22 protein-coding genes are annotated in these 20,261 nt (G+C 66.8%); 12 read left to right on the top strand and 10 right to left on the bottom strand.

Annotated features, from left to right (window positions below; translation table 11 throughout):
- Positions 1 to 150: 150 nt before the first annotated feature.
- Positions 151 to 1,323 (bottom strand): acetyl-CoA C-acetyltransferase, encoded by a 1,173-nt coding sequence (locus WDM91_21095; protein MEI9997106.1) that lies wholly within the window; start codon positions 1,321 to 1,323, stop codon positions 151 to 153.
- 237 nt (positions 1,324 to 1,560) lie between these two features.
- Between WDM91_21095 and phaR the strand changes: the two genes are divergently transcribed.
- Positions 1,561 to 2,169 (top strand): polyhydroxyalkanoate synthesis repressor PhaR, encoded by a 609-nt coding sequence (gene phaR / locus WDM91_21090; GenBank protein ID MEI9997105.1) that lies wholly within the window; start codon positions 1,561 to 1,563, stop codon positions 2,167 to 2,169.
- A gap of 9 nt (positions 2,170 to 2,178) precedes the next feature.
- Here phaR and WDM91_21085 read toward each other — a convergent pair whose 3' ends face one another.
- Both WDM91_21085 and WDM91_21080 read right to left on the bottom strand, forming a co-directional pair.
- Positions 2,179 to 4,059, bottom strand: coding sequence for a radical SAM protein (locus WDM91_21085; GenBank protein ID MEI9997104.1), 1,881 nt, complete (start codon positions 4,057 to 4,059; stop codon positions 2,179 to 2,181).
- A 127-nt stretch (positions 4,060 to 4,186) separates the two neighbouring features.
- Positions 4,187 to 5,893 (bottom strand): bifunctional diguanylate cyclase/phosphodiesterase, encoded by a 1,707-nt coding sequence (locus WDM91_21080; GenBank protein ID MEI9997103.1) that lies wholly within the window; start codon positions 5,891 to 5,893, stop codon positions 4,187 to 4,189.
- 132 nt (positions 5,894 to 6,025) lie between these two features.
- Between WDM91_21080 and WDM91_21075 the strand changes: the two genes are divergently transcribed.
- Positions 6,026 to 6,379, top strand: coding sequence for a hypothetical protein (locus tag WDM91_21075; GenBank protein MEI9997102.1), 354 nt, complete (start codon positions 6,026 to 6,028; stop codon positions 6,377 to 6,379).
- Here WDM91_21075 and WDM91_21070 read toward each other — a convergent pair.
- From WDM91_21070 to WDM91_21060, 3 genes are read right to left on the bottom strand one after another with little or no spacing between them, the layout of a single operon-like run.
- Positions 6,308 to 6,910 (bottom strand): hypothetical protein, encoded by a 603-nt coding sequence (locus WDM91_21070; protein ID MEI9997101.1) that lies wholly within the window; start codon positions 6,908 to 6,910, stop codon positions 6,308 to 6,310. The two genes, WDM91_21075 and WDM91_21070, sit on opposite strands and share 72 nt — an antisense overlap.
- A complete protein-coding gene (locus WDM91_21065; GenBank protein MEI9997100.1) occupies positions 6,907 to 7,236 on the bottom strand; it encodes a hypothetical protein in 330 nt (109 codons plus the stop codon). The genes WDM91_21070 and WDM91_21065 overlap by 4 nt, the downstream gene beginning before the upstream one ends.
- Before the next feature lie 19 nt (positions 7,237 to 7,255).
- Positions 7,256 to 8,170, bottom strand: coding sequence for a DUF1223 domain-containing protein (locus WDM91_21060; protein ID MEI9997099.1), 915 nt, complete (start codon positions 8,168 to 8,170; stop codon positions 7,256 to 7,258).
- 287 nt (positions 8,171 to 8,457) lie between these two features.
- Here WDM91_21060 and WDM91_21055 point away from each other — a divergent pair, with 287 nt between their 5' ends.
- From WDM91_21055 to WDM91_21030, 6 genes are all read left to right on the top strand, one after another.
- Positions 8,458 to 9,450: an ABC transporter ATP-binding protein gene (locus tag WDM91_21055; protein ID MEI9997098.1), complete on the top strand. Its 993-nt coding sequence runs from the start codon at positions 8,458 to 8,460 to the stop codon at positions 9,448 to 9,450.
- Positions 9,447 to 10,268 carry a hypothetical protein gene (locus WDM91_21050; protein ID MEI9997097.1) on the top strand — a complete coding sequence of 274 codons (822 nt, stop codon included), beginning with the start codon at positions 9,447 to 9,449 and terminating at the stop codon, positions 10,266 to 10,268. The genes WDM91_21055 and WDM91_21050 overlap by 4 nt, the downstream gene beginning before the upstream one ends.
- A gap of 2 nt (positions 10,269 to 10,270) precedes the next feature.
- A complete protein-coding gene (locus WDM91_21045) occupies positions 10,271 to 11,074 on the top strand; it encodes an ABC-2 family transporter protein (protein ID MEI9997096.1) in 804 nt (267 codons plus the stop codon).
- A gap of 73 nt (positions 11,075 to 11,147) precedes the next feature.
- Positions 11,148 to 12,053, top strand: coding sequence for a LysR family transcriptional regulator (locus tag WDM91_21040; protein MEI9997095.1), 906 nt, complete (start codon positions 11,148 to 11,150; stop codon positions 12,051 to 12,053).
- Between the two features lie 85 nt (positions 12,054 to 12,138).
- Positions 12,139 to 12,381: a type II toxin-antitoxin system prevent-host-death family antitoxin gene (locus WDM91_21035; protein ID MEI9997094.1), complete on the top strand. Its 243-nt coding sequence runs from the start codon at positions 12,139 to 12,141 to the stop codon at positions 12,379 to 12,381.
- Positions 12,378 to 12,812, top strand: coding sequence for a type II toxin-antitoxin system PemK/MazF family toxin (locus tag WDM91_21030; protein MEI9997093.1), 435 nt, complete (start codon positions 12,378 to 12,380; stop codon positions 12,810 to 12,812). The genes WDM91_21035 and WDM91_21030 overlap by 4 nt, the downstream gene beginning before the upstream one ends.
- 3 nt (positions 12,813 to 12,815) lie before the next feature.
- Here WDM91_21030 and acnA read toward each other — a convergent pair whose 3' ends face one another.
- Positions 12,816 to 15,527, bottom strand: coding sequence for an aconitate hydratase AcnA (gene acnA, locus WDM91_21025; protein MEI9997092.1), 2,712 nt, complete (start codon positions 15,525 to 15,527; stop codon positions 12,816 to 12,818).
- A gap of 134 nt (positions 15,528 to 15,661) precedes the next feature.
- On the opposite strand from acnA, the gene WDM91_21020 reads away from it, so the two are divergent.
- The 3 genes from WDM91_21020 to WDM91_21010 all read left to right on the top strand — a co-directional run bounded on the left by WDM91_21020 (position 15,662) and on the right by WDM91_21010 (position 18,020).
- Positions 15,662 to 16,465, top strand: coding sequence for a crotonase/enoyl-CoA hydratase family protein (locus tag WDM91_21020; GenBank protein ID MEI9997091.1), 804 nt, complete (start codon positions 15,662 to 15,664; stop codon positions 16,463 to 16,465).
- Entirely contained in the window at positions 16,465 to 17,187 is a 723-nt protein-coding gene (locus tag WDM91_21015) for a hypothetical protein (GenBank protein ID MEI9997090.1), read from the top strand. Before WDM91_21020 ends, WDM91_21015 begins: the two co-directional genes overlap by 1 nt.
- Before the next feature lie 71 nt (positions 17,188 to 17,258).
- Positions 17,259 to 18,020: a DUF4908 domain-containing protein gene (locus WDM91_21010; protein ID MEI9997089.1), complete on the top strand. Its 762-nt coding sequence runs from the start codon at positions 17,259 to 17,261 to the stop codon at positions 18,018 to 18,020.
- Here the strand turns inward: WDM91_21010 and WDM91_21005 are convergent.
- The 3 genes from WDM91_21005 to WDM91_20995 are packed head-to-tail and all read right to left on the bottom strand — an operon-like array spanning position 18,017 to position 19,392.
- The gene (locus WDM91_21005; GenBank protein MEI9997088.1) at positions 18,017 to 18,439 is read right to left on the bottom strand and encodes a cupin domain-containing protein; all 423 of its coding nucleotides are present in this window, start codon (positions 18,437 to 18,439) and stop codon (positions 18,017 to 18,019) included. The two genes, WDM91_21010 and WDM91_21005, sit on opposite strands and share 4 nt — an antisense overlap.
- Before the next feature lie 3 nt (positions 18,440 to 18,442).
- Complete coding sequence (locus WDM91_21000) at positions 18,443 to 18,799, bottom strand: DUF427 domain-containing protein (GenBank protein ID MEI9997087.1); 357 nt, start codon at positions 18,797 to 18,799, stop codon at positions 18,443 to 18,445.
- Positions 18,796 to 19,392 (bottom strand): exonuclease domain-containing protein, encoded by a 597-nt coding sequence (locus WDM91_20995; GenBank protein ID MEI9997086.1) that lies wholly within the window; start codon positions 19,390 to 19,392, stop codon positions 18,796 to 18,798. The genes WDM91_21000 and WDM91_20995 overlap by 4 nt, the downstream gene beginning before the upstream one ends.
- A 120-nt stretch (positions 19,393 to 19,512) precedes the next feature.
- Between WDM91_20995 and WDM91_20990 the strand changes: the two genes are divergently transcribed.
- Positions 19,513 to 20,202, top strand: coding sequence for a hypothetical protein (locus WDM91_20990; GenBank protein MEI9997085.1), 690 nt, complete (start codon positions 19,513 to 19,515; stop codon positions 20,200 to 20,202).
- The last annotated feature ends 59 nt before the right edge of the window (positions 20,203 to 20,261 follow it).

Here is a 20,261-nt window from a genome sequence, read left to right as displayed (position 1 = left end):
CCGTGAGATTTTATCGTTGCGTAGCACATAGCGCGGTCGCGCGGGATGGCGCAACAAAAGACTTGCGCGACACTTCGCCGAGACATTTTCGAACTCAGCAGAAAGGGCGGCGGATCGCTCCGCCGCCCCATCCAAAGCGAGATCGGATGCTCAGCGTTCCACGCACATGGCGATGCCCATGCCGCCGCCGATGCAGAGCGTGGCGAGCCCCTTATGCGCGTCGCGGCGCTGCATCTCGTGGAGCAGCGTGACGAGGACGCGCGCGCCCGACGCCCCGATCGGATGGCCGATGGCGATGGCGCCGCCGTTCACGTTCACCTTCGAGGTGTCCCAGCCCATGTCCTTGTTCACCGCGCAGGCCTGGGCGGCGAACGCTTCGTTGGCTTCGACGAGGTCGAGGTCCGAGGCCTTCCAGCCCGCCTTCTCCAGCGCCTTGCGCGAAGCGGGGATCGGGCCCGAGCCCATCACCTTGGGATCCACGCCGGCTTGCGCCCAGGACTTGATCGTCGCGAGCGGCTTGAGGCCGCGCTTCTTCGCTTCGCTGGCGCTCATGAGGACGAGCGCCGCGGCGCCGTCATTGATGCCCGAAGCGTTCGCCGCCGTCACCGTGCCGTCCTTCTGGAAAGCGGGCTTGAGGCCGGCCATCGCCTCCAGCGTCGCGCCGTCGCGGATGTACTCGTCGGTGTCGATGACCTTCTCGCCCTTGCGCTCCTTGACGGTGACCGGCGCGATCTCGTCCTTGAACCTGCCGGCCTTCCTGGCGGCCTCGGCCTTGTTCTGCGAGGCGACGGCGAACTGGTCCTGCTGCTCGCGGGTGATCTGCCACTCGCGCGCCACGTTCTCGGCCGTGACGCCCATGTGGTAGCCGTTGAAGGCGTCCCACAGCCCGTCCTTGATCATCGTGTCGACGAGATCGAGATTGCCCATCTTCGTTCCGGCGCGCAGATAGGCCGCGTGGGTCGACTGGCTCATCGATTCCTGGCCGCCCGCGACCACAATGGCGCTGTCGCCTTGGGCGATCGCCTGGGCGCCGAGCGCCACGGCGCGCAGGCCCGAGCCGCAGACCATGTTGACCGACCAGGCGGGCGAGCCGTTCGGCACCCCGGCATTGATCGAGGCTTGGCGCGCCGGGTTCTGGCCCTGCGCCGCGGTGAGAACCTGGCCGAGGATCACCTCGGAAACCTCTTCCGGCTTGACGTTGGCGCGCTCGAGCGCCGCCTTGATCGCGATCTTGCCGAGCTCATGCGCCGGCACGCTCGCGAACGCGCCGTTGAATGCGCCGACGGGCGTGCGCGCACCCGATACGATGACGACTTCTTCCACCAAAACCTCCCGGACTTTCACGTTGTTGGGTATTTCACCAAAATGCCGCGAATGCGAGCAGCGGTAAACAGCGACTAATCCCGTGGGAATTTCAATGACTTAAGGCGTGACCGCGATGCAACCTGATGTTGCGGTTGCTCAAATGGCACTGGACAGGGGCGGAGCCATGTTGTTGTTTTAAGCACAAGGGAGCGCCCGAAAGAGGCGCGAAACACCATTTCCAGCGAGAGAAACCGCGTGCCGGAAGACAACCCCAAGGCGGAGACGCCTGTCGTCATCAAGAAATACGCGAACCGCCGGCTCTACAACACGCAGACCTCGAGCTATGTCACGCTCGATCATCTGGCGTCGATGGTGAAGGAAGGAACCGAGTTCGAGGTGCGCGACGCGCGCACCGGCGAGGACATCACCCGCTCGGTCCTCACCCAGATCATCTTCGAGGAAGAGGCCAAGGGGCAGAGCCTGCTGCCGATCAAGTTCCTGCGCCAGCTCATCCGCTTCTACGGCGACAGCCTGCAGAGCTTCGTGCCGGGCTATCTCGACATGAGCATGGACGGCTTCGCCAAGAACCAGGAGGCGATGCGCAACCGCCTGGCCGAGGCGTTCGGCGGCTCGGGCCAGGTGATCGAGAACCTCACGCGCCAGAACATGGCGATGTTCGAACGCGCGATGTCGATGTTCTCCCCGTTCGCCGCGACGCGGCGCGCGGGCGGCGACGAGGAGCCGAAGGGCAACGGCGCCGCGGCGACCGAGCCCAAGCCGAAGCCGTCGGAAGAGATCAGCGAGCTGAAGAGCGAGATCGAGGCGATGCGCCGCCAACTCGCCGAGCTCAGCCAGCGCAAATAGAGGCGTCGATCAATCGACGAGCGCGTGCTGCTGCGTGGTGACGGGCAGCAGGTAATCGGGCATGAGCGCCGACGACAGCTCCCATTCGATGATGTGGATGTCGTAGAGGTCCTGCAGGAAATGGGCGTTGGCGCCGCACAGATCGTTGGGATCGGAGATATGCAGCACGCCGGGCCCGAATTGCGTCAGACGCGGCGGCGCGGCGGCGCGCGCGTCTTCGATGTTGCGGACGCGGCCGAGTTGGGCGTGCCAGGCAGCGAAATCATGCGCCATCGCGAGTTCGGCCGGCAGCGGGCGGTCGGGCGCGGGCACGACCGCGGCCTGGACCTGCAGCACGATGCGGAAGGCCGCATCGTCCACGCCGTAGCGGCCGGCGACGAAGGCCGCGAACTGCGCATAGAACACGGTCCATTCGGCGACCGTCATGGCGGCGAAGTTTTCGCGATATTCCTCGACTGAATCGACGATCTGGGACACGGAGGCCGGATCGCTCTCCATCCGCTCCTGCAGGGCGTCAAGCACGTCGAGAGAGCGCAGGCCGTGCTCGAGCTGCAGATAGAGGAGCGGATATTTGAGCGCCCGCGCCTGCACCATGCCGGCATAGAGCTTGGAGATCCGCCGCATCCGCGCGAGGTCGGCCTGCGAAAAGCTGGCGCTCTCCACCACCCGGTTCTCGGCGTCGATCTTGATCTTGTGCTTGGCCATGTAGTCGGGATGGGCCATCGGGCTGTTCGGCAGCAGCCGCGTCGGATAGACCTTGAGGCCGACCCGGCGGTCGTAGAAGAACTGCAGGTCGCCCTTGAAGGTCTCCGGCGTGCTGCCGGGCAGTCCCATCATCAGGTCGGTCGACATCGGAAGCCGGTTGGAGCGGAACACCTCGATCAGCTCCTCGTAGCGCTGGGTGGAGATGTTCGAGCGGTTGATGGCGGTCAGTGTGTCCTCGTCGCGCGTCTGGATGGAGACGATGCCGTGCGCCATGACGCCGGCGGAGCATAGCGTGCTCACGATCGTGGCGAGCCGGGCGGTGGCGTTTTTCGCGTAGCTGAGGATGACCTGCTTGGGATAGCCGTGCGTCCGGGCGGCATCGGCGATCACCTGCGCGATGCGGACATCGCGCTCGAAGATTCCGAAATTCGCATCGGCGATCCACATGATCGGGATCTTGTGCTCGGCGACCCAGGCGATTTCCGCCTCCACCTGGTCGAGGTCGAATTTGCGGATTTTCGAGAGGGTGAGCGAGCCCCAATCGCAGAACGCGCAGCCATAGGGGCAGCCGCGGTTGGTCTCCAGCACGACGGCTTTCCAGCGCGCCACCTCCTGCGGCACGAAGTGACCGGTCAGATAGGGCGAGGGGAATGCGTCCAGCGTCCTGACCTGCGGCCGTTCGCCGGTGCGCACGATGTCCGCCCCGTTGCGAAAGGTGATGCCGGGCACCGCCGAGAGGAAACTCGGGTCGCGCGCCGCGCTCTCCAAGCCCTGCGCGGCGAGCTGTTCCAACAGCTCTGCGGTGACGATCTCGCCCTCGCCGCGCACCGCGATGTCGAGGATGGGATAGCGCGCGAAAAAGGCGCGGCAGCTGTCCTCGTATTTCGGCACGTCGGGACCGCCATGGATCACGATTGAGCCCGGCAGGCCGGATTTCAGCAGGCCGGAGAGCTGAAAATTCCTGACGGTCGTCCAAACGTAGTCGGAACAGAGAATGACCCCGGGGCGGCCCGTCAGGACTTTTTCCAAAACGGCGCGCGGGCCGTCGACATATCCGGGAACGAAGTCGAACGCCTGCTCGAGCACACCGTCCTTGTAGCGCTTGGCAAACGCTATGATCGCGGCCAGGCCGAGAGGCGAATGGCCATTGTCGGGGTAGACACTGTAAACCGGGATCTTCGCCATGCACCCAAGCACCGGGCTGGTGGCCACGGACTCGCACTTATTATTTTGCGCACTGCGGGAACAGGTGCGCTGCGGCACAAGGCATCAAATTCGGTGGCATGGTCAAGGGTGGGGAAAGTTCCGCCGGTCAGCGCTTCAGCCAGGCCGGCTCGAGTTCCGGCTCGCCGAAGAAGAAGCCCTGGAAGTAGTCGACACCGAAGCTTTCGAGCAGCTTGGCATCCTCTTCCGAGCCGACCCACTCGGCCACGACCTTGAGGTTGAAGCTCTTGGCGAGTCCGGTGAGGGTGCGCACGAAGACCTGGTTCTCCGGCGAATCCGACAGGCCCTTCACGTAGGCGCCGTCGATCTTGACCATGTCGAGATGCAGCATCTGCAGATTGCGGAACGAGGTGTAGCCGGCACCGAAATCGTCGATCGCGATGGTGCACCCCAGATCGCGCAGCTGGCTCACGAACTGCGCGTTCTCCTCGAAGTGATGCAGCGCGGCGGTCTCGGTCAGCTCGATGTTGAGGCGGGGTGCGACATCGCGATTGAGGCGCACATAGTCGAGGAAGGCGTTGAGCCAGGCGGGATTTCCCGCCGCGGTGCCCGAGACGTTGACGCCGAGATGGACCTGCGGATTGGCGCGCAGCGTCGCGATGGCGATCTCCAGGGCGCGGCGGTCGATCAGGCCGACGATGCCAAGCTGCTCGGCCGCCGGCACGAACTGTCCGGCCGTGGCCACGCTGCCGTCCTTGCGGCGCATGCGGAGCAGGCATTCATACTTGAAGACCGAGCGGTCCTTGGCATGGATGATCGGCTGATAGGCGAGCAGCAGCCTGTCGTCGTTCAGGGCGGCGACGACTTCGTCGGCGATCGCCATCATGCGCAGCCTGGCGCCTTCGCGCAGCGGCGATTTCTCGTAGGCGAAGAAGCCGTCGCGGCCGGCGCTGCGGGCGCGGTCGAGCGCTTCCTCGGCGCGCAGCATCGCTTCCTGGCTGGTTGCGGCGCCACTCGGCAGCCACACGGCGCCGACCGAGGTGGTCGCCGAAACCTGGCCGCAGCGCGTGTCGACCACGCTGCCCCGGACGGCGGAGCGCAGCCGGTCGGCCACCACGCCGATCTCGCGCTCGGAGCAATTGCGGAGGATCACGCCGAACTTGTTGCCGGCGGTGCGGCCGATGATGTCGCTCGAGCGCAGCGTCCGCGCCAAACGCTCGCCGACCGCGACGATCACCTCGTCGCCGGCATCGAAGCCATAGCCGTCGTTGATCATCGCGAGGCGGTCGATCGAGGCGACGAGGAAGGCACAATGGCGGTCCTCGGCCCGCGCCCGGTCGATCGCCTGGGTCAGCTCGGCCCGCAGCGAATTGCGGTTGAGATGGCCGGTCAGCTCGTCGCGCGTCGCCAGATAGTTCAGGCGCTGCATCTCGCGCTGCTTCTCGGTCGTCACGCGCATGAAGCCGGTGACGCGCTCGGCACGGCCGTCGGGACGCGCGATCCGCATGCCCTCGAGCGTGATCCAGAGCGAGCCCATCGCCGACGAGGCTTCGAGCACCAGGTCGAACGGACAATCCTGGGCCGAGCGCGACTCGACCATCGCGATCAGCCGGGCCCGCGATTCCGGACTGAGCCAGCCGGTAAAGGCGACGCCGCGCGCGAGGCGGGCGGGATCGGCGTGATAGGGGATGATATCGACGGCACCGTCCCAGACGATGCGGTCGTCGGCAATGGACCAGTCGAAGGCGGCAACGCCCGCGCCCAGCATCGCATAGCGCAGCCGCTCGGCCTGTTCGGTCGCTGCGAGCGACCCGAGGCCTTCGTCGGCTGGCTTCTTCTGAAGCGGCTGACTCACATCCACCATCCCTGGCCGGTTTTCGGCCTTATGCAACGCAGCATGCGCAGGGGGGGCTTAAAAAACTCGTAATTCCTCAAGTGACGAGCGGAACCGACAGGGACGGTCCGGGGTTTGCCTTAAGGACCGGTTATGAGCACAACGCAAACCCTCTTTGCTCCGACCAGCGCGCAACTCGCCCGCGCGAAGGTGATGACGCGTGGCATCGGCAAATCCAATACTTCCCGTACCTTAGACAGTGGATGCGGCGACGAGGAGCGGTTTCGCGAGCGCGCTGCCGCTTTCTCTCATCGTGCTGGAGCGTCCCAGAACGGCACGGACACGGGTGTTCCGCCTTGGAACACCATCGCCCTGCAGCCCGCTTTCGTCGCGCAGGTGATCGGCCAGGTGCTGATGCAGGCACAGCCCGTGCGCTCAAGCCTTGCGGTGGCCTATGGGCGCGTCGCGCAGGTCGGCACCGGCGCGCTCTGCGACCGCGACGCCTGAGCGCGACAGCGCAAGCGTCAATCCAAGCAAGCCGGCCGCACAGAACAGCAACAACGGGGCACCTGCGCCGTCCCGCGCGAAAGCGGCCGCTGCGGCGAGGAAGCTCAGCGCCGCGGCCGCGCCTTGCAGCCCGGCCAAGCGCGCATCGGCGAAACGGCCGGCGCAGATGAGGCCGATCGCGAAGATCGCTCCGACGCCCGGCACCAGCGCCAAAGTCGCGAATCCGGTGATCGCCGCGGCCAAGGCGGCGAGGCATATGGCGGCGAGAAGCAGGCCGCCGGCGACGGACGGCACGGCGCGCACAAAGCGGCCCGCGGCGGCGAGCGCGAGCACGCCCAGCGCCAGCGGCAAAACCAGCAGAGCGACCGCCGATGCGGCCTGCGGCGGCGCAACGGCACCAGCCGCGAGGGCCGCGAACAAGATCGCCGCGAAGCGCAGCTGCACCCGCACCGCCGGCGGCGCAGCGCGCGCGACGAACCAGACGACGAGCGTGGAAGCGAAGAGCAACAGCGCGGCAAGCACTGCGCTCATCGCCGCGTCCGCAGCTCGAGCAGGAGCGCCTTGATCTCCGCCAGGCTGCGTTCGATCCCGGTCAGCCGCGCCGCGAGTTCGCCCGTCTCGGGCACATCCTTGGGGATCGGCGTCGAGACGCCGGCGCGCGACGCGATCTCGCCGACCGGAACCGCCAGCAGCAGGCTCAGGATGCGCACATCGTCGGCCGAGAGTTCGCGCTGGTCCTTCCACATCTCGGCCACCGCCGCGTCGGGGAGACCGAGTGCCGCGGCGACGGTGGCGCGCGTCAGCCCGGCGGCTGCCAGCCGCGCGTCGAACCACTCCGAATCGAAGAACAGCGCCATCGCGCGGCGAGTTTAAGGCCTATTGGCTCGCGTAGTAATCGGGGCGGCTGATATAAGCGGCGCCGATCACATGGCCATAGCCACCCTGCTGCACCACGACCGCGATGCCGTCATGCGGCAGGTTCGCCATCGCGGCACGCGGCACGGTGATGGCGAGAGCGCGGCCCTTATAGGTCCCGATCGCCCGCAGGCCGCCGACGACATTGTGATAGACGATGGTGTGCCCTTCGTTCTCGCCCGAGGGAATCTTCACACTGACCTGCGAGCGCAAATGGAACAGCCATACCGTCGCGTCGCGCGCGCCCGGCGCGGCGCCGATGTCGATGAGAAGGTCCTGCAGCGTCTGGCGCATCGCCACCGACACGAGCGGATCCGTGTGGGGTGAGGCCGGCGGCTGGGGCAGCGGCGCCGGCAGGAGCGCGGACGCCGAACGGGCAGCGACAGGCTGCGCAGCATCCGCGGCGACAGCCTGGGCCCGCACCGCTTCAGCCGCATAGCGGGCCGCGTCGCCGCGCGCCACGACCATCGCCTGCGCCTCGGCGAGCTGGGCCTGACGCATCGCGATGGCCGCATCGACGTTCGCCACCCGGCTGCCGACCACGTCGATCACGCCATCGACGATGATCTGCGGCGTGTAAACGCCGCCATGTCCCATGGCGGCGGCATAGGCCTTTTGCCGACGGGTGTTGGCATCCGAGGCCAGCGTGTCCTTCCAGCCCAGCATGTCCCAATAGGTGATCGGCAGGCTGAGCGCGATGAGGTTCGGCCGCTGGGCGAGACGCCCGAGCAGCGCGTCGGCCGGCGGACAGGAGCTGCAGCCCTGGCTGGTGTAGAGCTCGACCACGATGGGACGCTGGGCGCTACCGGCCTCGGCGCCATGGGGGCCCAGCGCCAGGACGGCGGCAACCGACAGGACGAGGCGGAGCGATCTCATGTCCCGACCATAGTGTCAGAGCCGCGCGGTCTCCAGTCACTTCGGCTTGAAGCCGGGAACGCCGCGAAAAAAAGCCTGTGTTCTCAACGGCAACGGCGAGGGCCGTTCGGGCTTGTCCGCCCGCTGTGTCCGGGAAGGCGCAACGCGTGCGATTTTCGCGGCCGGACCCTGCGGCGCAATTGACCGCCCGACACGACCCAAACTAGGTTCCGCGCCCAATTTGGCGTGTCGAACGGTGGCGGGAAAATCCCGTCCGCCGCGATCGTGCTTGGGGGCGGAGCGATGCCATGGCGCAGATAGACGTCGAGAATCTCAGCAAGACATACACGATCGCGGCACGCGATCCCGGCCTGGCGGGCGCGTTCCGCGGCCTGTTCCGGCGGCGGCAGCGCCGGATCGTCGCGCTCGATTCGGTGAGCTTCGCGCTCGAGCGCGGCGAGCTGCTCGGCTTCATCGGGCCGAACGGCGCGGGCAAGTCGACAACGATCAAGATCCTGTCGGGCATCCTGCGGCCGTCATCCGGCCGTTGCGAGGTCGCCGGCCTGGTCCCCTGGGAGAGCCGCATCGCGCATGTCGGGCGCATCGGCGTCGTGTTCGGACAGCGGACGCAGCTGTGGTGGGACCTGCCGGTCATCGAGAGCTTCGAATTGCTGCGCGACATCTACCGCGTCGATCCCGCGTGCTTCATCCGGACCAAGGACCGGCTGGTCGAGATGCTGAAGATCGCAGGCGTGCTCGATACGCCGCTGCGCCAGCTTTCGCTCGGCCAGCGCATGCGCTGCGAAATCGCGGCGGCATTGCTGCACAGGCCTTCGATCCTGTTCCTCGACGAGCCGACCATCGGGCTGGACGCGGTGTCGAAGCTGGCGCTGCGCGCCTTCGTGAAGGACCTCAATCGCGAAGACGGCGTGACCGTCCTGCTGACCACGCACGACATGCACGACATCGAGGCGCTGGCGCGGCGGGTGATCATCATCGGCAACGGCAGGGTGCTGCGCGATTCCAGCTTCGAGTCGATGCGGACGCAGGTGCTGGGCGAGCGGCGGCTGATCGTCGACTTCGCCGGCGATGCCGACGCCATGGCGGTCGAAGGCGCGAGCATCCGCGGGCGCGACGGCCGCACCATCGAGTTCGCGTTCGATCCGACACGCATCGCGGCGCATACCCTGATCGCACGGATCGCCGCGGCGCACGAGGTGCGGGACATCCGGGTCGAGGACCCCAAGATCGAGGAGGTGATCGCGCGGTTCTACGCGCTGCACGGCGCGGTGGATGCGTGAGCGCCGCGGCCCTGCCCTATCTCGCCATCCTGCGCGCACGCTTCACGCTGATGCTGCAGTATCGCGCCGCGGCGCTCGCGGGCTTCGCCACGCAGTGCTGGTGGGGCGTGATCAAGGTCATGGTGCTGGCGGCGTTCTATGCCGGCGCCGGGGCGCAGCCGATCAGCCTGGCGCAGGCGATCACCTATGTCTGGCTGGGGCAGGCATTCCTCGCGCTGCTGCCCTGGCAGGCGGACGGGGAGATCTCCGAGGCGGTGGAGAGCGGCAACGTGGCCTATGAGCGGCTGCGGCCGGTCGACACGCACAGCTTCTGGTTCGCCCGCGCCGCGGCGCAGCGCGCGGCGGCGACGCTGCTGCGGCTCACGCCGATGTTCGCGACGGCGGGAATCGCCTTGCCGCTGCTGGGCCTCGGCGCCTGGAGCTGGCGCTTGCCGCCGACGGCGGCGGCAGCGGCGCTGTTCGCCCTGTCGATCGCACTGACCGTGCTGCTGTCGTCGGGCTTCACCGTGATCCTCAATGTCGCGGTGACGGCATTGAAGACGCGGCGCGCGTCGAATCTCGCGCCCGTGCTGGTGACGCCGCTCTCGGGGATGATCGTGCCGCTGGTGCTGATGCCCGGCTGGGCGCAGCCCTTCCTGTTCTGGCAGCCCTTCGCCGGACTCGTGGACATTCCCTATCGCATCTATTTCGGCAACCTGACCGGCGCCGCCGCGGCGGCGGGGCTCGCGGCCCAGACCCTCTGGGTCGTGCTGTCCATTGTCGTCGGCCGTGCCTGGCTGAACCGCGTGATGTCGCGCGTCGACATGCAAGGGAGCTGAGGATGAACGAATTCGCCTTGTTCCGGTGTTATGTGCGCAATTGCCTGCGGGCGCAGATGCTCTATCCGAACGCGTTCCTGTTGCGGCTCGCCTCGCAATTCCTGATCACCATCACCGAATTCGGCGGGCTCTACGCGTTGTTCGCGCGGTTCGGACATATCAAGGGCTGGACTTTCGCGGAGGTGGCGCTGTTCTACGGCGTCGTGAGCACGGCCTTTTCGCTGTGCGACATGAGCGCCCGCGGCTTCGATATGCTGGGTCCGCAATTCATCAAGACCGGCGATTTCGACCGCATCCTGCTGCGGCCGCGCTCGGCGACGGTGCAACTCGCCGGGTTCGAGTTCGGCTTCACGACGCTGGGCCGGCTGGCGCAGGGCCTGATCGCGACGGCGGTGGCGCTATCGCTGCTGCCCGTCGCGCTGAGCGCCGCCAAGATCGCGCTGCTGCTCTGGGCGGTCGCCGGCGGCTTCGCGCTGTTCTACGGCATCCTCGTCCTGCAAGGCACGCTGTCCTTCTGGACGGTGGAGAGCCTGGAGGTGGTCAACACGCTGACCTATGGCGGCGTCGAGGCGGCGCAATATCCGCTCGACATCTATGCGGGATGGCTCCGCAAATTCCTGATCTATGTCGTGCCGCTGGGCTGCGTCGTCTATTTCCCGGTCGCCGCCGTTCTCGGACGCAGCGCGTCCATCGGCGTGCCGGAATGGCTCGGCGCGGCGACCCCGCTCGCCGGCTTCGCGTTCCTGGCCGTCGCCTTCGCCGCCTGGCGCCGCGGCATCGCGCATTACACGAGTACCGGGAGCTGACCTTTTGGTCGCGCATCATACGGCTATGCGCTACGCGCTTCGCCCAATGCGCTCCTGTGCTATACGGTTTCGTATGGCGCGCGGCGAACCGAAATGGGAGACCTTCCGTTCCTTCCTGGCGGTGATGGACGAAGGCAGCCTGTCGGCCGCGGCGCGCAAATTGGCGCTGACCCAGCCGACCTTGGGCCGGCATATCGACGAACTCGAGGCCGCTCTCGGATTGTCGCTCTTCACCCGCTCGCAGACGGGTTTGATACCGACCCAGGCGGCGCGCCGATTGCTGCCGCATGCCGCGGCGATGGCGAGCGCGGCCGAGGCCCTGGTACGGGCCTCGTCCGGCGCCGACGCGGAGGAGCGCGGCACGGTGCGGCTGACCGCCAGCGTCGTGGTCGGCGCCGAAGTGCTGCCGCCGATCCTGACCGCCTTCCGCGAAAACCATCCGCATATCGCCATTGAGCTCGTGCTGTCGGACCGGACGCAGGATCTGCTGCGCCGCGACGCCGACATCGCGGTGCGCATGGTGCGGCCCAAACAGGAAGCGCTCGTCGCGAAGAAGATCGGCCGGATCGGCCTCGGCCTGCACGGCCATCGCCACTATCTGGAGAAACACGGCACGCCGCGCTCGCTCGATGAGGTCGCGCGCCACGCGATCATCGGTTTCGACAAGGAGACGCTGGTGGTGCAGGCCCTGCGCAAGATGGGGCTGACGCTGGAGCGCGAGATGTTCGCGTTGCGCACCGATGCGGACCTCGCCCAGCTTGCGGCGTTGCGCGCGGGTTTCGGGCTGGCCGTGTGCCAGTTCGGCATCGGACGGCGCGATCCCGATCTCGTGCATCTGCTGCCGGGCGCGTTCCGCTTCGAGATCGAGATGTGGCTCGCCATGCACAGGGACCTGCGTGGCACCAAGCGGATGCGGCTGCTGTTCGACCATCTGGCGGAAGGCCTCGGCGCCTACGCCGCGACCTCGCGGGCGGCTTGACGATGGCGGAGCTTCTGTGTGCAGCCCTCGACGCGGACGCGACGGAGTTGCATGTTATACGTATTTCACGTATATTACACCTACGATGAAACCAAAAGCCACAGCAACCGCAGGCGAACTGGTCCGCCAGTTTTCGCATTACAGCGACATGGCGCTGAAGGAGCCGTTGGTCGTGACCAAAAACGGCCGACCGCGGCATGTGCTGCTCTCCGTCGAGGAATATGAGCGGCTGAAGCTCCGCGACCGGCAAGTATTCCGCGCCGAGGACACGCCGGAAGAATTCATAGAGCAGCTCGAGGCGATCGCACGCGGTGAGATTCCCGAGTGACCGCGCCGAAGCCCGGCGCTGTGATCCGTTATGCTTATCTTTGGGCGGATGACGTCGACCGCGGGCAAACCGAAGCCGCCAAAGATCGTCCTGCCCTGGTGGTGACTGCCGCCGTGATCGATAACGACGGTGCGCCTTATGTCATGGTGCTCGCGATAACCCATTCGCCGCCATCGAACCCATCCGACGCGATCGAATTGCCCATCAACGTCAAAAAGCAGATCGGATTGGACGATCTGCCATCTTGGATCGTCACGATCGAGGCAAATTCCTTTCGCTGGCCAGGCCCCGATATCAGACCTTTTTCCGGCCGAGAGCCAAGCACGGCGATCTACGGACGCATTCCGCCGGCGCTGCTGTCGCGCGCCGCGCAAAGCTACCTTGAAAATCGGAAGAACCGGCGCGGACGCATCGTACACCGCGCCGATTAAATTCTACGCCGCCACCAGATTCCGCAGCACATACTGCAGAATCCCGCCGTTCTTGTAGTACGACACCTCGTCGGCGGTCAGGATCAGCAGGAAGAGCGGCATCGCGGCCGTCTTGCCGTCGGGATAGTGCACGGTCGCGGTCACTTTCATCTGCGGCTTGATCTCGCCCGAGAGGCCTGGGATGTCGATCGCCTCGCGGCCGGTCAGCGCGTAGTCGCGGCGCGTCTTGCCTTCGGCGAAGACGAAGGGCGCCACGCCCATGCCGATCAGGTTGGAGCGATGGATGCGCTCGAAGCTCTCGGTGATCACGGCGCGGATGCCGAGCAATTTGGGCCCTTTGGCAGCCCAATCCCGGGAAGACCCGGTGCCGTATTCCTTGCCGCCGACGATGACGGTGTCGATGCCTTCGGCCTTGTACTTCGCGGCCGCGTCGAAGATCGGCATCGCTTCGCCCGAGGGCGAACTCTCCGAGAAGTACAGCGTGTTGCCGCCTTCCTTGCCGCCCATCATCTCGTTGCGGATGCGGATGTTCGCGAAGGTGCCGCGCTCCATCAGCTCGAAATTGCCGCGCCGCGCGCCGTAGGAGTTGAAATCCTCCTGCCGCACCTGGCGTTCCTGCAGATAGAGCCCGGCAGGCGACGCCGTCTTGATGTTGCCGGCCGGCGAGATGTGGTCCGTCGTGATGGAGTCACCGAACAGCGCGAGGATGCGCGCCTTGGAAATCTCCTTCACCGGCTGCGGCTCGATCGTCATGCCTTCGAAGAAGGGCGGGTTCTTCACATAGGTCGATGCCATCGGCCAGTTGTAGGTCTGGCTCTTGGTCGCCTTGATCTTGCGCCAGTTGGCGTCGCCGAGGAACACATCGCCATAGCGCGCCTTGAAGCTGGAGGTCTTGATGCCCTTGCGCATCGCGGCCGAGATCTCCGCGGCGGTCGGCCAGATGTCCTTGAGATAGACCGGCTCGTTCTCCTTGTCGTAGCCGACCGGATCGCGCGTCAGGTTGATGTTGATCGAGCCGGCCAGCGCGTAGGCGACGACCAGCATCGGCGAGGCGAGGTAGTTGGCGCGCACCAGCGGATGCACCCGGCCCTCGAAATTGCGGTTGCCCGAGAGCACGGCGGCGGTGACGAGATCCGAGCCCATGATCGCGTCGGTGACGTTGTCGGGGAGCGGCCCCGAATTGCCGATGCAGGTGGTGCAGCCATAGCCGACGAGCTGGAAGCCGAGCTTGTCGAGATAGGTGTTGAGGCCCGCCTTCTCCAGATAGTCGGTGACGATCTGGCTGCCCGGCGCCAGCGAGGTCTTCACCCAGGGCTGCACCTTGATGCCGCGTTCCACCGCCTTCTTGGCGACCAGGCCGGCGCCGATCATCACGGACGGGTTGGAGGTGTTGGTGCAGGAGGTGATGGCCGCGATCACGATGTCGCCATGGCCGATGGAATGCTCGGTGCCGGCCAGCTTGGCGCGCTTGTTGGCTTCGGCTTCCTTCTTGTAGGTGTTGATCAGGGCGCTCGCGAATTCGTCCGCGGCCTTGTCGAGCGGGACGCGATCCTGCGGCCGCGCCGGGCCGGCCAAGCTCGGCTCCACGGTGGTGAGATCGAGGGCCAGCGTGTCGGTGAACACCGGGTCTTCGCTCTTGGCAGTGCGGAAGAGGCCCTGCGCCTTGGCATATTTCTCGACCAGGGCGACGCGGGCGGGCTTGCGTGCGGTGTCCTTGAGATAGCGCAGCGTCTCGCTGTCGATGGGGAAGAAGCCGCAGGTCGCGCCGTATTCCGGCGCCATGTTCGCGATGGTGGCGCGGTCCTCGAGCGACATGTCGTCGAGGCCGGGGCCGTAATACTCCACGAACTTTCCGACCACGCCCTTCTTGCGCAGCATCTGGGTGACGGTGAGCACGAGGTCCGTCGCGGTGACGCCTTCGCGCAGCTTGCCCGTGAGCCGGAAGCCGATGACTTCGGGGATGAGCATCGAGATCGGCTGGCCGAGCATCGCCGCTTCCGCCTCGATGCCGCCGACGCCCCAGCCGAGCACGGAGAGGCCGTTGACCATGGTGGTATGGCTGTCGGTGCCGACCAGCGTGTCCGGGAAGGCGTATTCGACGGACGTCTTGCCTTCCTTCTCCTTGCGCGTCCACACGGTCTGCGCGAGATATTCGAGGTTCACCTGGTGGCAGATGCCGGTGCCCGGCGGCACGACGCGGAAATTCGCGAAGGCCTGCTGGCCCCAGCGCAGGAACTGGTAACGCTCGGCATTGCGCTCATATTCGATGACGACGTTCTTCTTGAACGAGCTCTTGTGGCCGAAATTGTCGACCATCACCGAATGGTCGATCACGAGGTCGACCTCGGCCAGCGGGTTGATCTTCTCCGGATCGCCGCCGAGATTCTTCATCGCGTCGCGCATCGCCGCCAGGTCGACCACGGCCGGCACGCCGGTCAGGTCCTGCATCAGCACGCGGGCCGGGCGGAAGGCGATCTCGCGGTCCGAGGACTTCTTCTCCAGCCAGCCGACCACGGCCCGGATGTCGTCGGCGGTAACGGTCTTGCCGTCCTCGTAGCGCAGCAGGTTCTCCAGCAGGACCTTCAGCGAATAGGGCAGCCGGCTCGCGCCCTTGAGGCCGTTCTTCTCGGCGGCGGCGAGGCTGAAATAGGCGTAGGTCTTGCCGCCCACCGTCATCGTGCGGCGGGACTTGAACGAGTCGAGACTGCGGGTCACGGGGAAGCCTTTGGCAGGAATGGCGGACGCGGCGGGTTTAGTCCCGATTTCAGCAAAATCCAAGCTCCCGCAACGTCACGGTGGTCCCTTGCGACGCCTCGTGACAAACTGCGGAAAATCCAGGGGGAAGTGCCATGGGCGCCGAGCATGTCCGCGTCGAGCAGAACGGCGGCATCACGACCATCGTCCTCGACCGGCCCCATGCCCGCAACGCGGTCGACCGCGCCACCGGCGATGCGCTGGTGAAGGCCTTCCTGGCCTTCGAGCACGACAACAACCAGAAGGTCGCGGTGCTGTGGGGCGCGGGCGGCACGTTCTGCGCCGGCGCGGACCTCAAGGGCATGAGCGAGGGGCGCGGCAACCGCCTGATCGCGCCCGGCCAGCACTACGACCCGCATGCCGGCGACGCCCCGATGGGGCCGACCCGGATGCGGCTGCTCAAGCCCGTGATCGCGGCGGTGTCCGGCCATGCGGTGGCCGGCGGGCTGGAACTGGCCTGCTGGTGCGATCTGCGGGTGGTCGAGGAGGATGCGGTGTTCGGCGTGTTCTGCCGCCGCTGGGGCGTGCCGTTGATCGACGGCGGCACGGTGCGGCTGCCGCGCCTGATCGGGCAGTCGCGGGCGATGGACATGATCCTCACCGGCCGTGCCGTCGGCGCGCAGGAAGCCCATGGCTGGGGCCTCGCCAACCGCATCGTGGGCAAAGGCGAAAGCCGGCGCGCGGCCGAGGAGATGGCGCTGGAGATCTCCCGCTTCCCGGAGATTTGCATGAAGGGCGACCGTGCTTCGGTCTACGAGCAATGGGACCACGACCATCACGGCGCGATGATCCAGGAATTCAAGCTGGGCACCGCCACGCTGCAGACCGGCGAGAGCCGCGCCGGCGCGGCGCGCTTCGCGAGCGGGCGCGGCCGCGGCGGACGCTTCGACGACCTGTGATGATCGACAAAAACCATCCTGGAGCGTCCCTCAAGAACCGCCTGCGGCGGTTTCGCCGCGCGCCGCTCCAGGTCATCATGCATCGCGTGCATCGCTATCGGCGCAATCTCCTCGATGCGCCGCACGAGTGGCGGCTCGGCATCCGGACGAGCGGCGTCATCTCGCAATTCATCGATCAGAACGAACAGAATGTCCGATGCGAGTCGGTATCCTACCGCACGCTCGACGGCATCGGACGCCACATGACGGCGCATGGCATCACCGCGCCTCGTTTCGCGGATCTGGGCGCCGGCCTGGGCCGGCCGCTCTATTTCTTCGCCTCCCGGTTCGAAGAGCTCATCGGCTACGAACTCATCGCGCCGATCCATGCGATGGCGCTGGCCGAGTTCGCGCGGGTTCGGGCGCGGCGGCCGGAGTTCGCCAGGATTTCCTTTGAATGCGCCGATGCGACCACCGCGGTGCCGCTCGACCGGCCGCTGGTGGCTTTCCTGTTCAATCCGTTCGGACCCAAGCCCATGGCGCGGCTCTGCGAAAGGTTGCGCCGGGCACAGAGCGACGTGCATCTCTACTACGTCAATCCGCAATTCGCGGACGTGATCGCCGACAGCGTCGGGCCCCGCGCCGATACATTCCGCAGCGACTTCGCCGTGGCGTATTTCCACATCCGCGGCACGGGGCCGGACGCCGCCGCCGGTCCCAAATTCGCCCCATTCGCCGCCTAGCCTGAGCCTGGGGGACGTGCCGACTTCAGATCGGGACGCCAAGAGAGCGGCGCAAACACAAGAAGGCGAGAATGCCCAAGCGTGGGATCCCGATCGCGTTCGTCGCGCTGCTGGCTTTCGGCGGGGCCGTGCACGGCCAGAGCGGCCTGGGCGAGCGCTTGTCCCTCGACCGGCTCGGCGACATCCAGACGGGCATCTACACGATCAGCACCGGCACGACGTTCACGCTCGACCATGACGCCGACAAATATCTGATGCGCTTCGTGAACGAACCGGAAGTCTACGTCCTCTATGTCGATCATGCCTCGCTCGGCGGACGGGTGCTCAAATACGATTCGGGCGCCACGGCCCTGGCCGTGTCGGGCTGGGGCGCGGTGACGATCTACACCGATGCGCAGCCCGGCGGACTTCCCGCCGACCGCAGCGGCGCCAGCACGCCGCCCAGCCTGGCGCCGCTGTCGCTGAGCGACATGCAGAAGGCGGCAGCGGACGAGGCGACGCATCTCGTCTACACCCGCGGCTTGCGCATCCTGTTCAATGCCGACTGGACGGCGCTGGCCGGCGACGCGGTGTTGCGCGCCCTGACCTTCGACGCGATGCAGAATGCGGCGCGCGGCATCGATCGCTTCACGGCAAACCCCGCGGCACGCGCCGCAGTGGCGGCGAAGATGGATATGGTGCAGATGGTGAGCGGCGGGCGGCCGACCATCGCGCTGCACGGCCGCACGCTGCTGGTCACCTTCACGCCGTCACGCGGCTTCGTCGGGCGCGCCTCCAGCCACGGCATCGCACGGGCGCTGGGGCAGTTGTTCTCGATTCCGACCGAAGGCTAGCGGGGTTCGAAGCCGTCCGGCGCGAGCTCGAAGGTCGCGAAATCGAAACCCGGCGCCACGGTGCAGCCGACCAGCGTATAGGCTCCCAGCGAACGGGCGGTCTGCCAGCCGCGCGGCGGCACGACGATCTGCGGCCGCTCGCCCTTCTCGATCCGGTTGCCGAGCACATGGCGCACGGCGGGACCGCGCAACGGCGCGATGGCGAGCTCCAGCGGACTGCCGCGGTAGAAATGCCAGACCTCGGACGAGTCGATGCGGTGCCAGCGCGACACCTCGCCCTTCTTGAGCAGGAAATAGATCGCGGTGGAATGTGCGCGGCCGCGGCCGCCGGGGCGGTTGTCGCGGAACGCCTCGCGGTAATGGCCGCCTTCGGGATGGCGACGCATCTTCAGGATGCGGATCAACTCGTCGGCATCCATCGCTCAGCTGCGCTCGACGGCCACATGCTGCGGATAGAATGCCAGGTGATCCTTGATCGCCGCCATTGCGGGATAGGGCGTCTCGTAGCTCCACACCGCGTTCGCGGCGTGCGCCTCCCCGGCCGCGAGGTTGAAATAGCTCGCATCGCCCTTGTAGGGGCAGTGCGAGCTGTGCGCCGCGCGGGTGAGGTGATCCATATGCGCGTCGGCACGCGGGATATAGAGCACCGCCGGATAGGCGGCCTCCCGCAGCTCGAGCGCGTGCGTCGTATCGGCGATCACCGTGCCGGCGAAGCGTATGACGACACGGCCCTTGGCAGGCTCGATGGTGATGGGATGATCCGGACCGGGCAGCTTCATGCCGCTGTTCTAGCAGCGGCCGCCAGATCGGCAAATAGGCTCTTGGCCCCGCGCGCGACGAGGACTTTCATGCCGGCGGCGATCGACAGGCTGTCGGCGAGTGCGTTGTGCGCCCTGCCCTCGGACGGAATCCCCAGCTTCGGCGCGATATCGCAGGAATGCAGGCCGGACGTGCTGAGCCCGTTGGCGCGGAACCAGGGGCGCGCGTCGCGGAATTCCGGCGTGGGCCGGGCGGCGAGGCCGTAGAGACGCAGATTCTCGTCGAACACCAGCTCGTCGCGGCCGAAGGCGGCGCAGGGCTCGCCGCGGGCGAAGGCGAGGAACGCATCATAGCCATCGGCGAAGTCGCGGCCTTCTTCGCGCAGGATCGCGTTCGTGATGCCGGTGAGGCGTTCGAAATACGGCGAGAGCTGCGCGTTGATTCGCGGACGGATCGTGACGATGAACGTCTCCCGCACGTCGAGCGTCAGCGCGTCCACCCGCGCCGCCCCGATCTGCACGACTTCCTTGAATTCGCCGGGCCGCAACCAGCGATGGCGCATCGAGCCTTCCCAGGCGGTGAATTCGAGGTCGTAGACGACGGCCGACGTCATGGGCGCTTTGCAGTCTGTGAAGGGTCCGGACAATTCCGAATCAAAGCGTGCGGCATAATTAATACATTCTTAAGACCCACAGCGGAGCCTAAGCCCGAGATTTTCCGCTACGGAGCCGTCATGGCCGCACAGGCGCATCCGTCCTTCGATATCGTGACACCCGCCTACCCGACGGAGCCCGAGGCGGTTGCCGCGACCGGCGGCGTCGTGGCGCGGCTGGCACAGATGCATGCGGAAGCGGTCGAGACGGCGCGGCTGGCCAACCTGCTGGGCCGTTCGCTGCATGCCGCCATCGCCTTGCCCGCCATGGCTGTGCTGGCGATCATCCTGGGCGGCGGCGCGGGCTTTGCGCCGACCGGCGCCTGGGCGATCCTGGTCGCGGTCGCCGGACTGGCCATCGGGCGCGCTTACGGCCACGCCATCGGCCAGCCTTTCGAACGCGCAACGCTGCACATCTTCGCACAGGACCTGAGCGCCTGCCTGCTCTATGCGGGCTTCGCCTGGGGCGCCGGCGCGTTCCTCGCGCTGCCCACCGGCATATCGGGCGGCGCCGCGCTGCTCTATGCCAGCCTGCCCGCCATGGCGGTCGCGTGGTTGTTGCGCGAGCGGCAAGCGGTGCTGCTTTTTCTTGCGCCGGTCGCGGCGCTCACGTCATTGGCTTGCGTGATGCGGCCTTTCGCGACAGGCGCGCTCGACGCGGCCCTCGTCCTCATCGCCTGCGCCATCGTCGCCGGCGCGATCGAGCTCGCGGCGCGTGCGGATGCGAAGCGCCAGCTTTCCGCGCTGCCGCACGGCCTGATCGCCTCGTAAATATCACAATTGCCCGGTTTTCCGGTGCGGCGCGCAGGGATAAGGTCCCGCGCGCAATG

The sequence above is a fragment of the Rhizomicrobium sp. genome (assembly GCA_037200385.1).
Taxonomy (GTDB): domain Bacteria; phylum Pseudomonadota; class Alphaproteobacteria; order Micropepsales; family Micropepsaceae; genus Rhizomicrobium.
Note: the sequence above shows the minus strand (reverse complement) of the source record. Positions and strands in the feature narration are given on the sequence as shown.

What these genes read in the sequence shown, in the direction of transcription:
- WDM91_21005 (MEI9997088.1), bottom strand. Translation starts at nt 18,439, where the DNA reads ATGGATGCCGACGAGTTGATCCGCATCCTGAAGATGCGTCGCCATCCC.
- WDM91_21060 (MEI9997099.1), bottom strand. Translation starts at nt 8,170, where the DNA reads ATGAGATCGCTCCGCCTCGTCCTGTCGGTTGCCGCCGTCCTGGCGCTG.
- WDM91_20990 (MEI9997085.1), top strand. Translation starts at nt 19,513, where the DNA reads ATGGCCGCACAGGCGCATCCGTCCTTCGATATCGTGACACCCGCCTAC.
- WDM91_21020 (MEI9997091.1), top strand. Translation starts at nt 15,662, where the DNA reads ATGGGCGCCGAGCATGTCCGCGTCGAGCAGAACGGCGGCATCACGACC.
- WDM91_21035 (MEI9997094.1), top strand. Translation starts at nt 12,139, where the DNA reads ATGAAACCAAAAGCCACAGCAACCGCAGGCGAACTGGTCCGCCAGTTT.
- WDM91_21065 (MEI9997100.1), bottom strand. Translation starts at nt 7,236, where the DNA reads ATGGCGCTGTTCTTCGATTCGGAGTGGTTCGACGCGCGGCTGGCAGCC.
- WDM91_21075 (MEI9997102.1), top strand. Translation starts at nt 6,026, where the DNA reads ATGAGCACAACGCAAACCCTCTTTGCTCCGACCAGCGCGCAACTCGCC.
- WDM91_21040 (MEI9997095.1), top strand. Translation starts at nt 11,148, where the DNA reads ATGGCGCGCGGCGAACCGAAATGGGAGACCTTCCGTTCCTTCCTGGCG.
- WDM91_21015 (MEI9997090.1), top strand. Translation starts at nt 16,465, where the DNA reads ATGATCGACAAAAACCATCCTGGAGCGTCCCTCAAGAACCGCCTGCGG.
- WDM91_20995 (MEI9997086.1), bottom strand. Translation starts at nt 19,392, where the DNA reads ATGACGTCGGCCGTCGTCTACGACCTCGAATTCACCGCCTGGGAAGGC.
- WDM91_21085 (MEI9997104.1), bottom strand. Translation starts at nt 4,059, where the DNA reads ATGGCGAAGATCCCGGTTTACAGTGTCTACCCCGACAATGGCCATTCG.
- WDM91_21010 (MEI9997089.1), top strand. Translation starts at nt 17,259, where the DNA reads ATGCCCAAGCGTGGGATCCCGATCGCGTTCGTCGCGCTGCTGGCTTTC.
- WDM91_21070 (MEI9997101.1), bottom strand. Translation starts at nt 6,910, where the DNA reads ATGAGCGCAGTGCTTGCCGCGCTGTTGCTCTTCGCTTCCACGCTCGTC.
- WDM91_21045 (MEI9997096.1), top strand. Translation starts at nt 10,271, where the DNA reads ATGAACGAATTCGCCTTGTTCCGGTGTTATGTGCGCAATTGCCTGCGG.
- WDM91_21055 (MEI9997098.1), top strand. Translation starts at nt 8,458, where the DNA reads ATGGCGCAGATAGACGTCGAGAATCTCAGCAAGACATACACGATCGCG.
- WDM91_21000 (MEI9997087.1), bottom strand. Translation starts at nt 18,799, where the DNA reads ATGAAGCTGCCCGGTCCGGATCATCCCATCACCATCGAGCCTGCCAAG.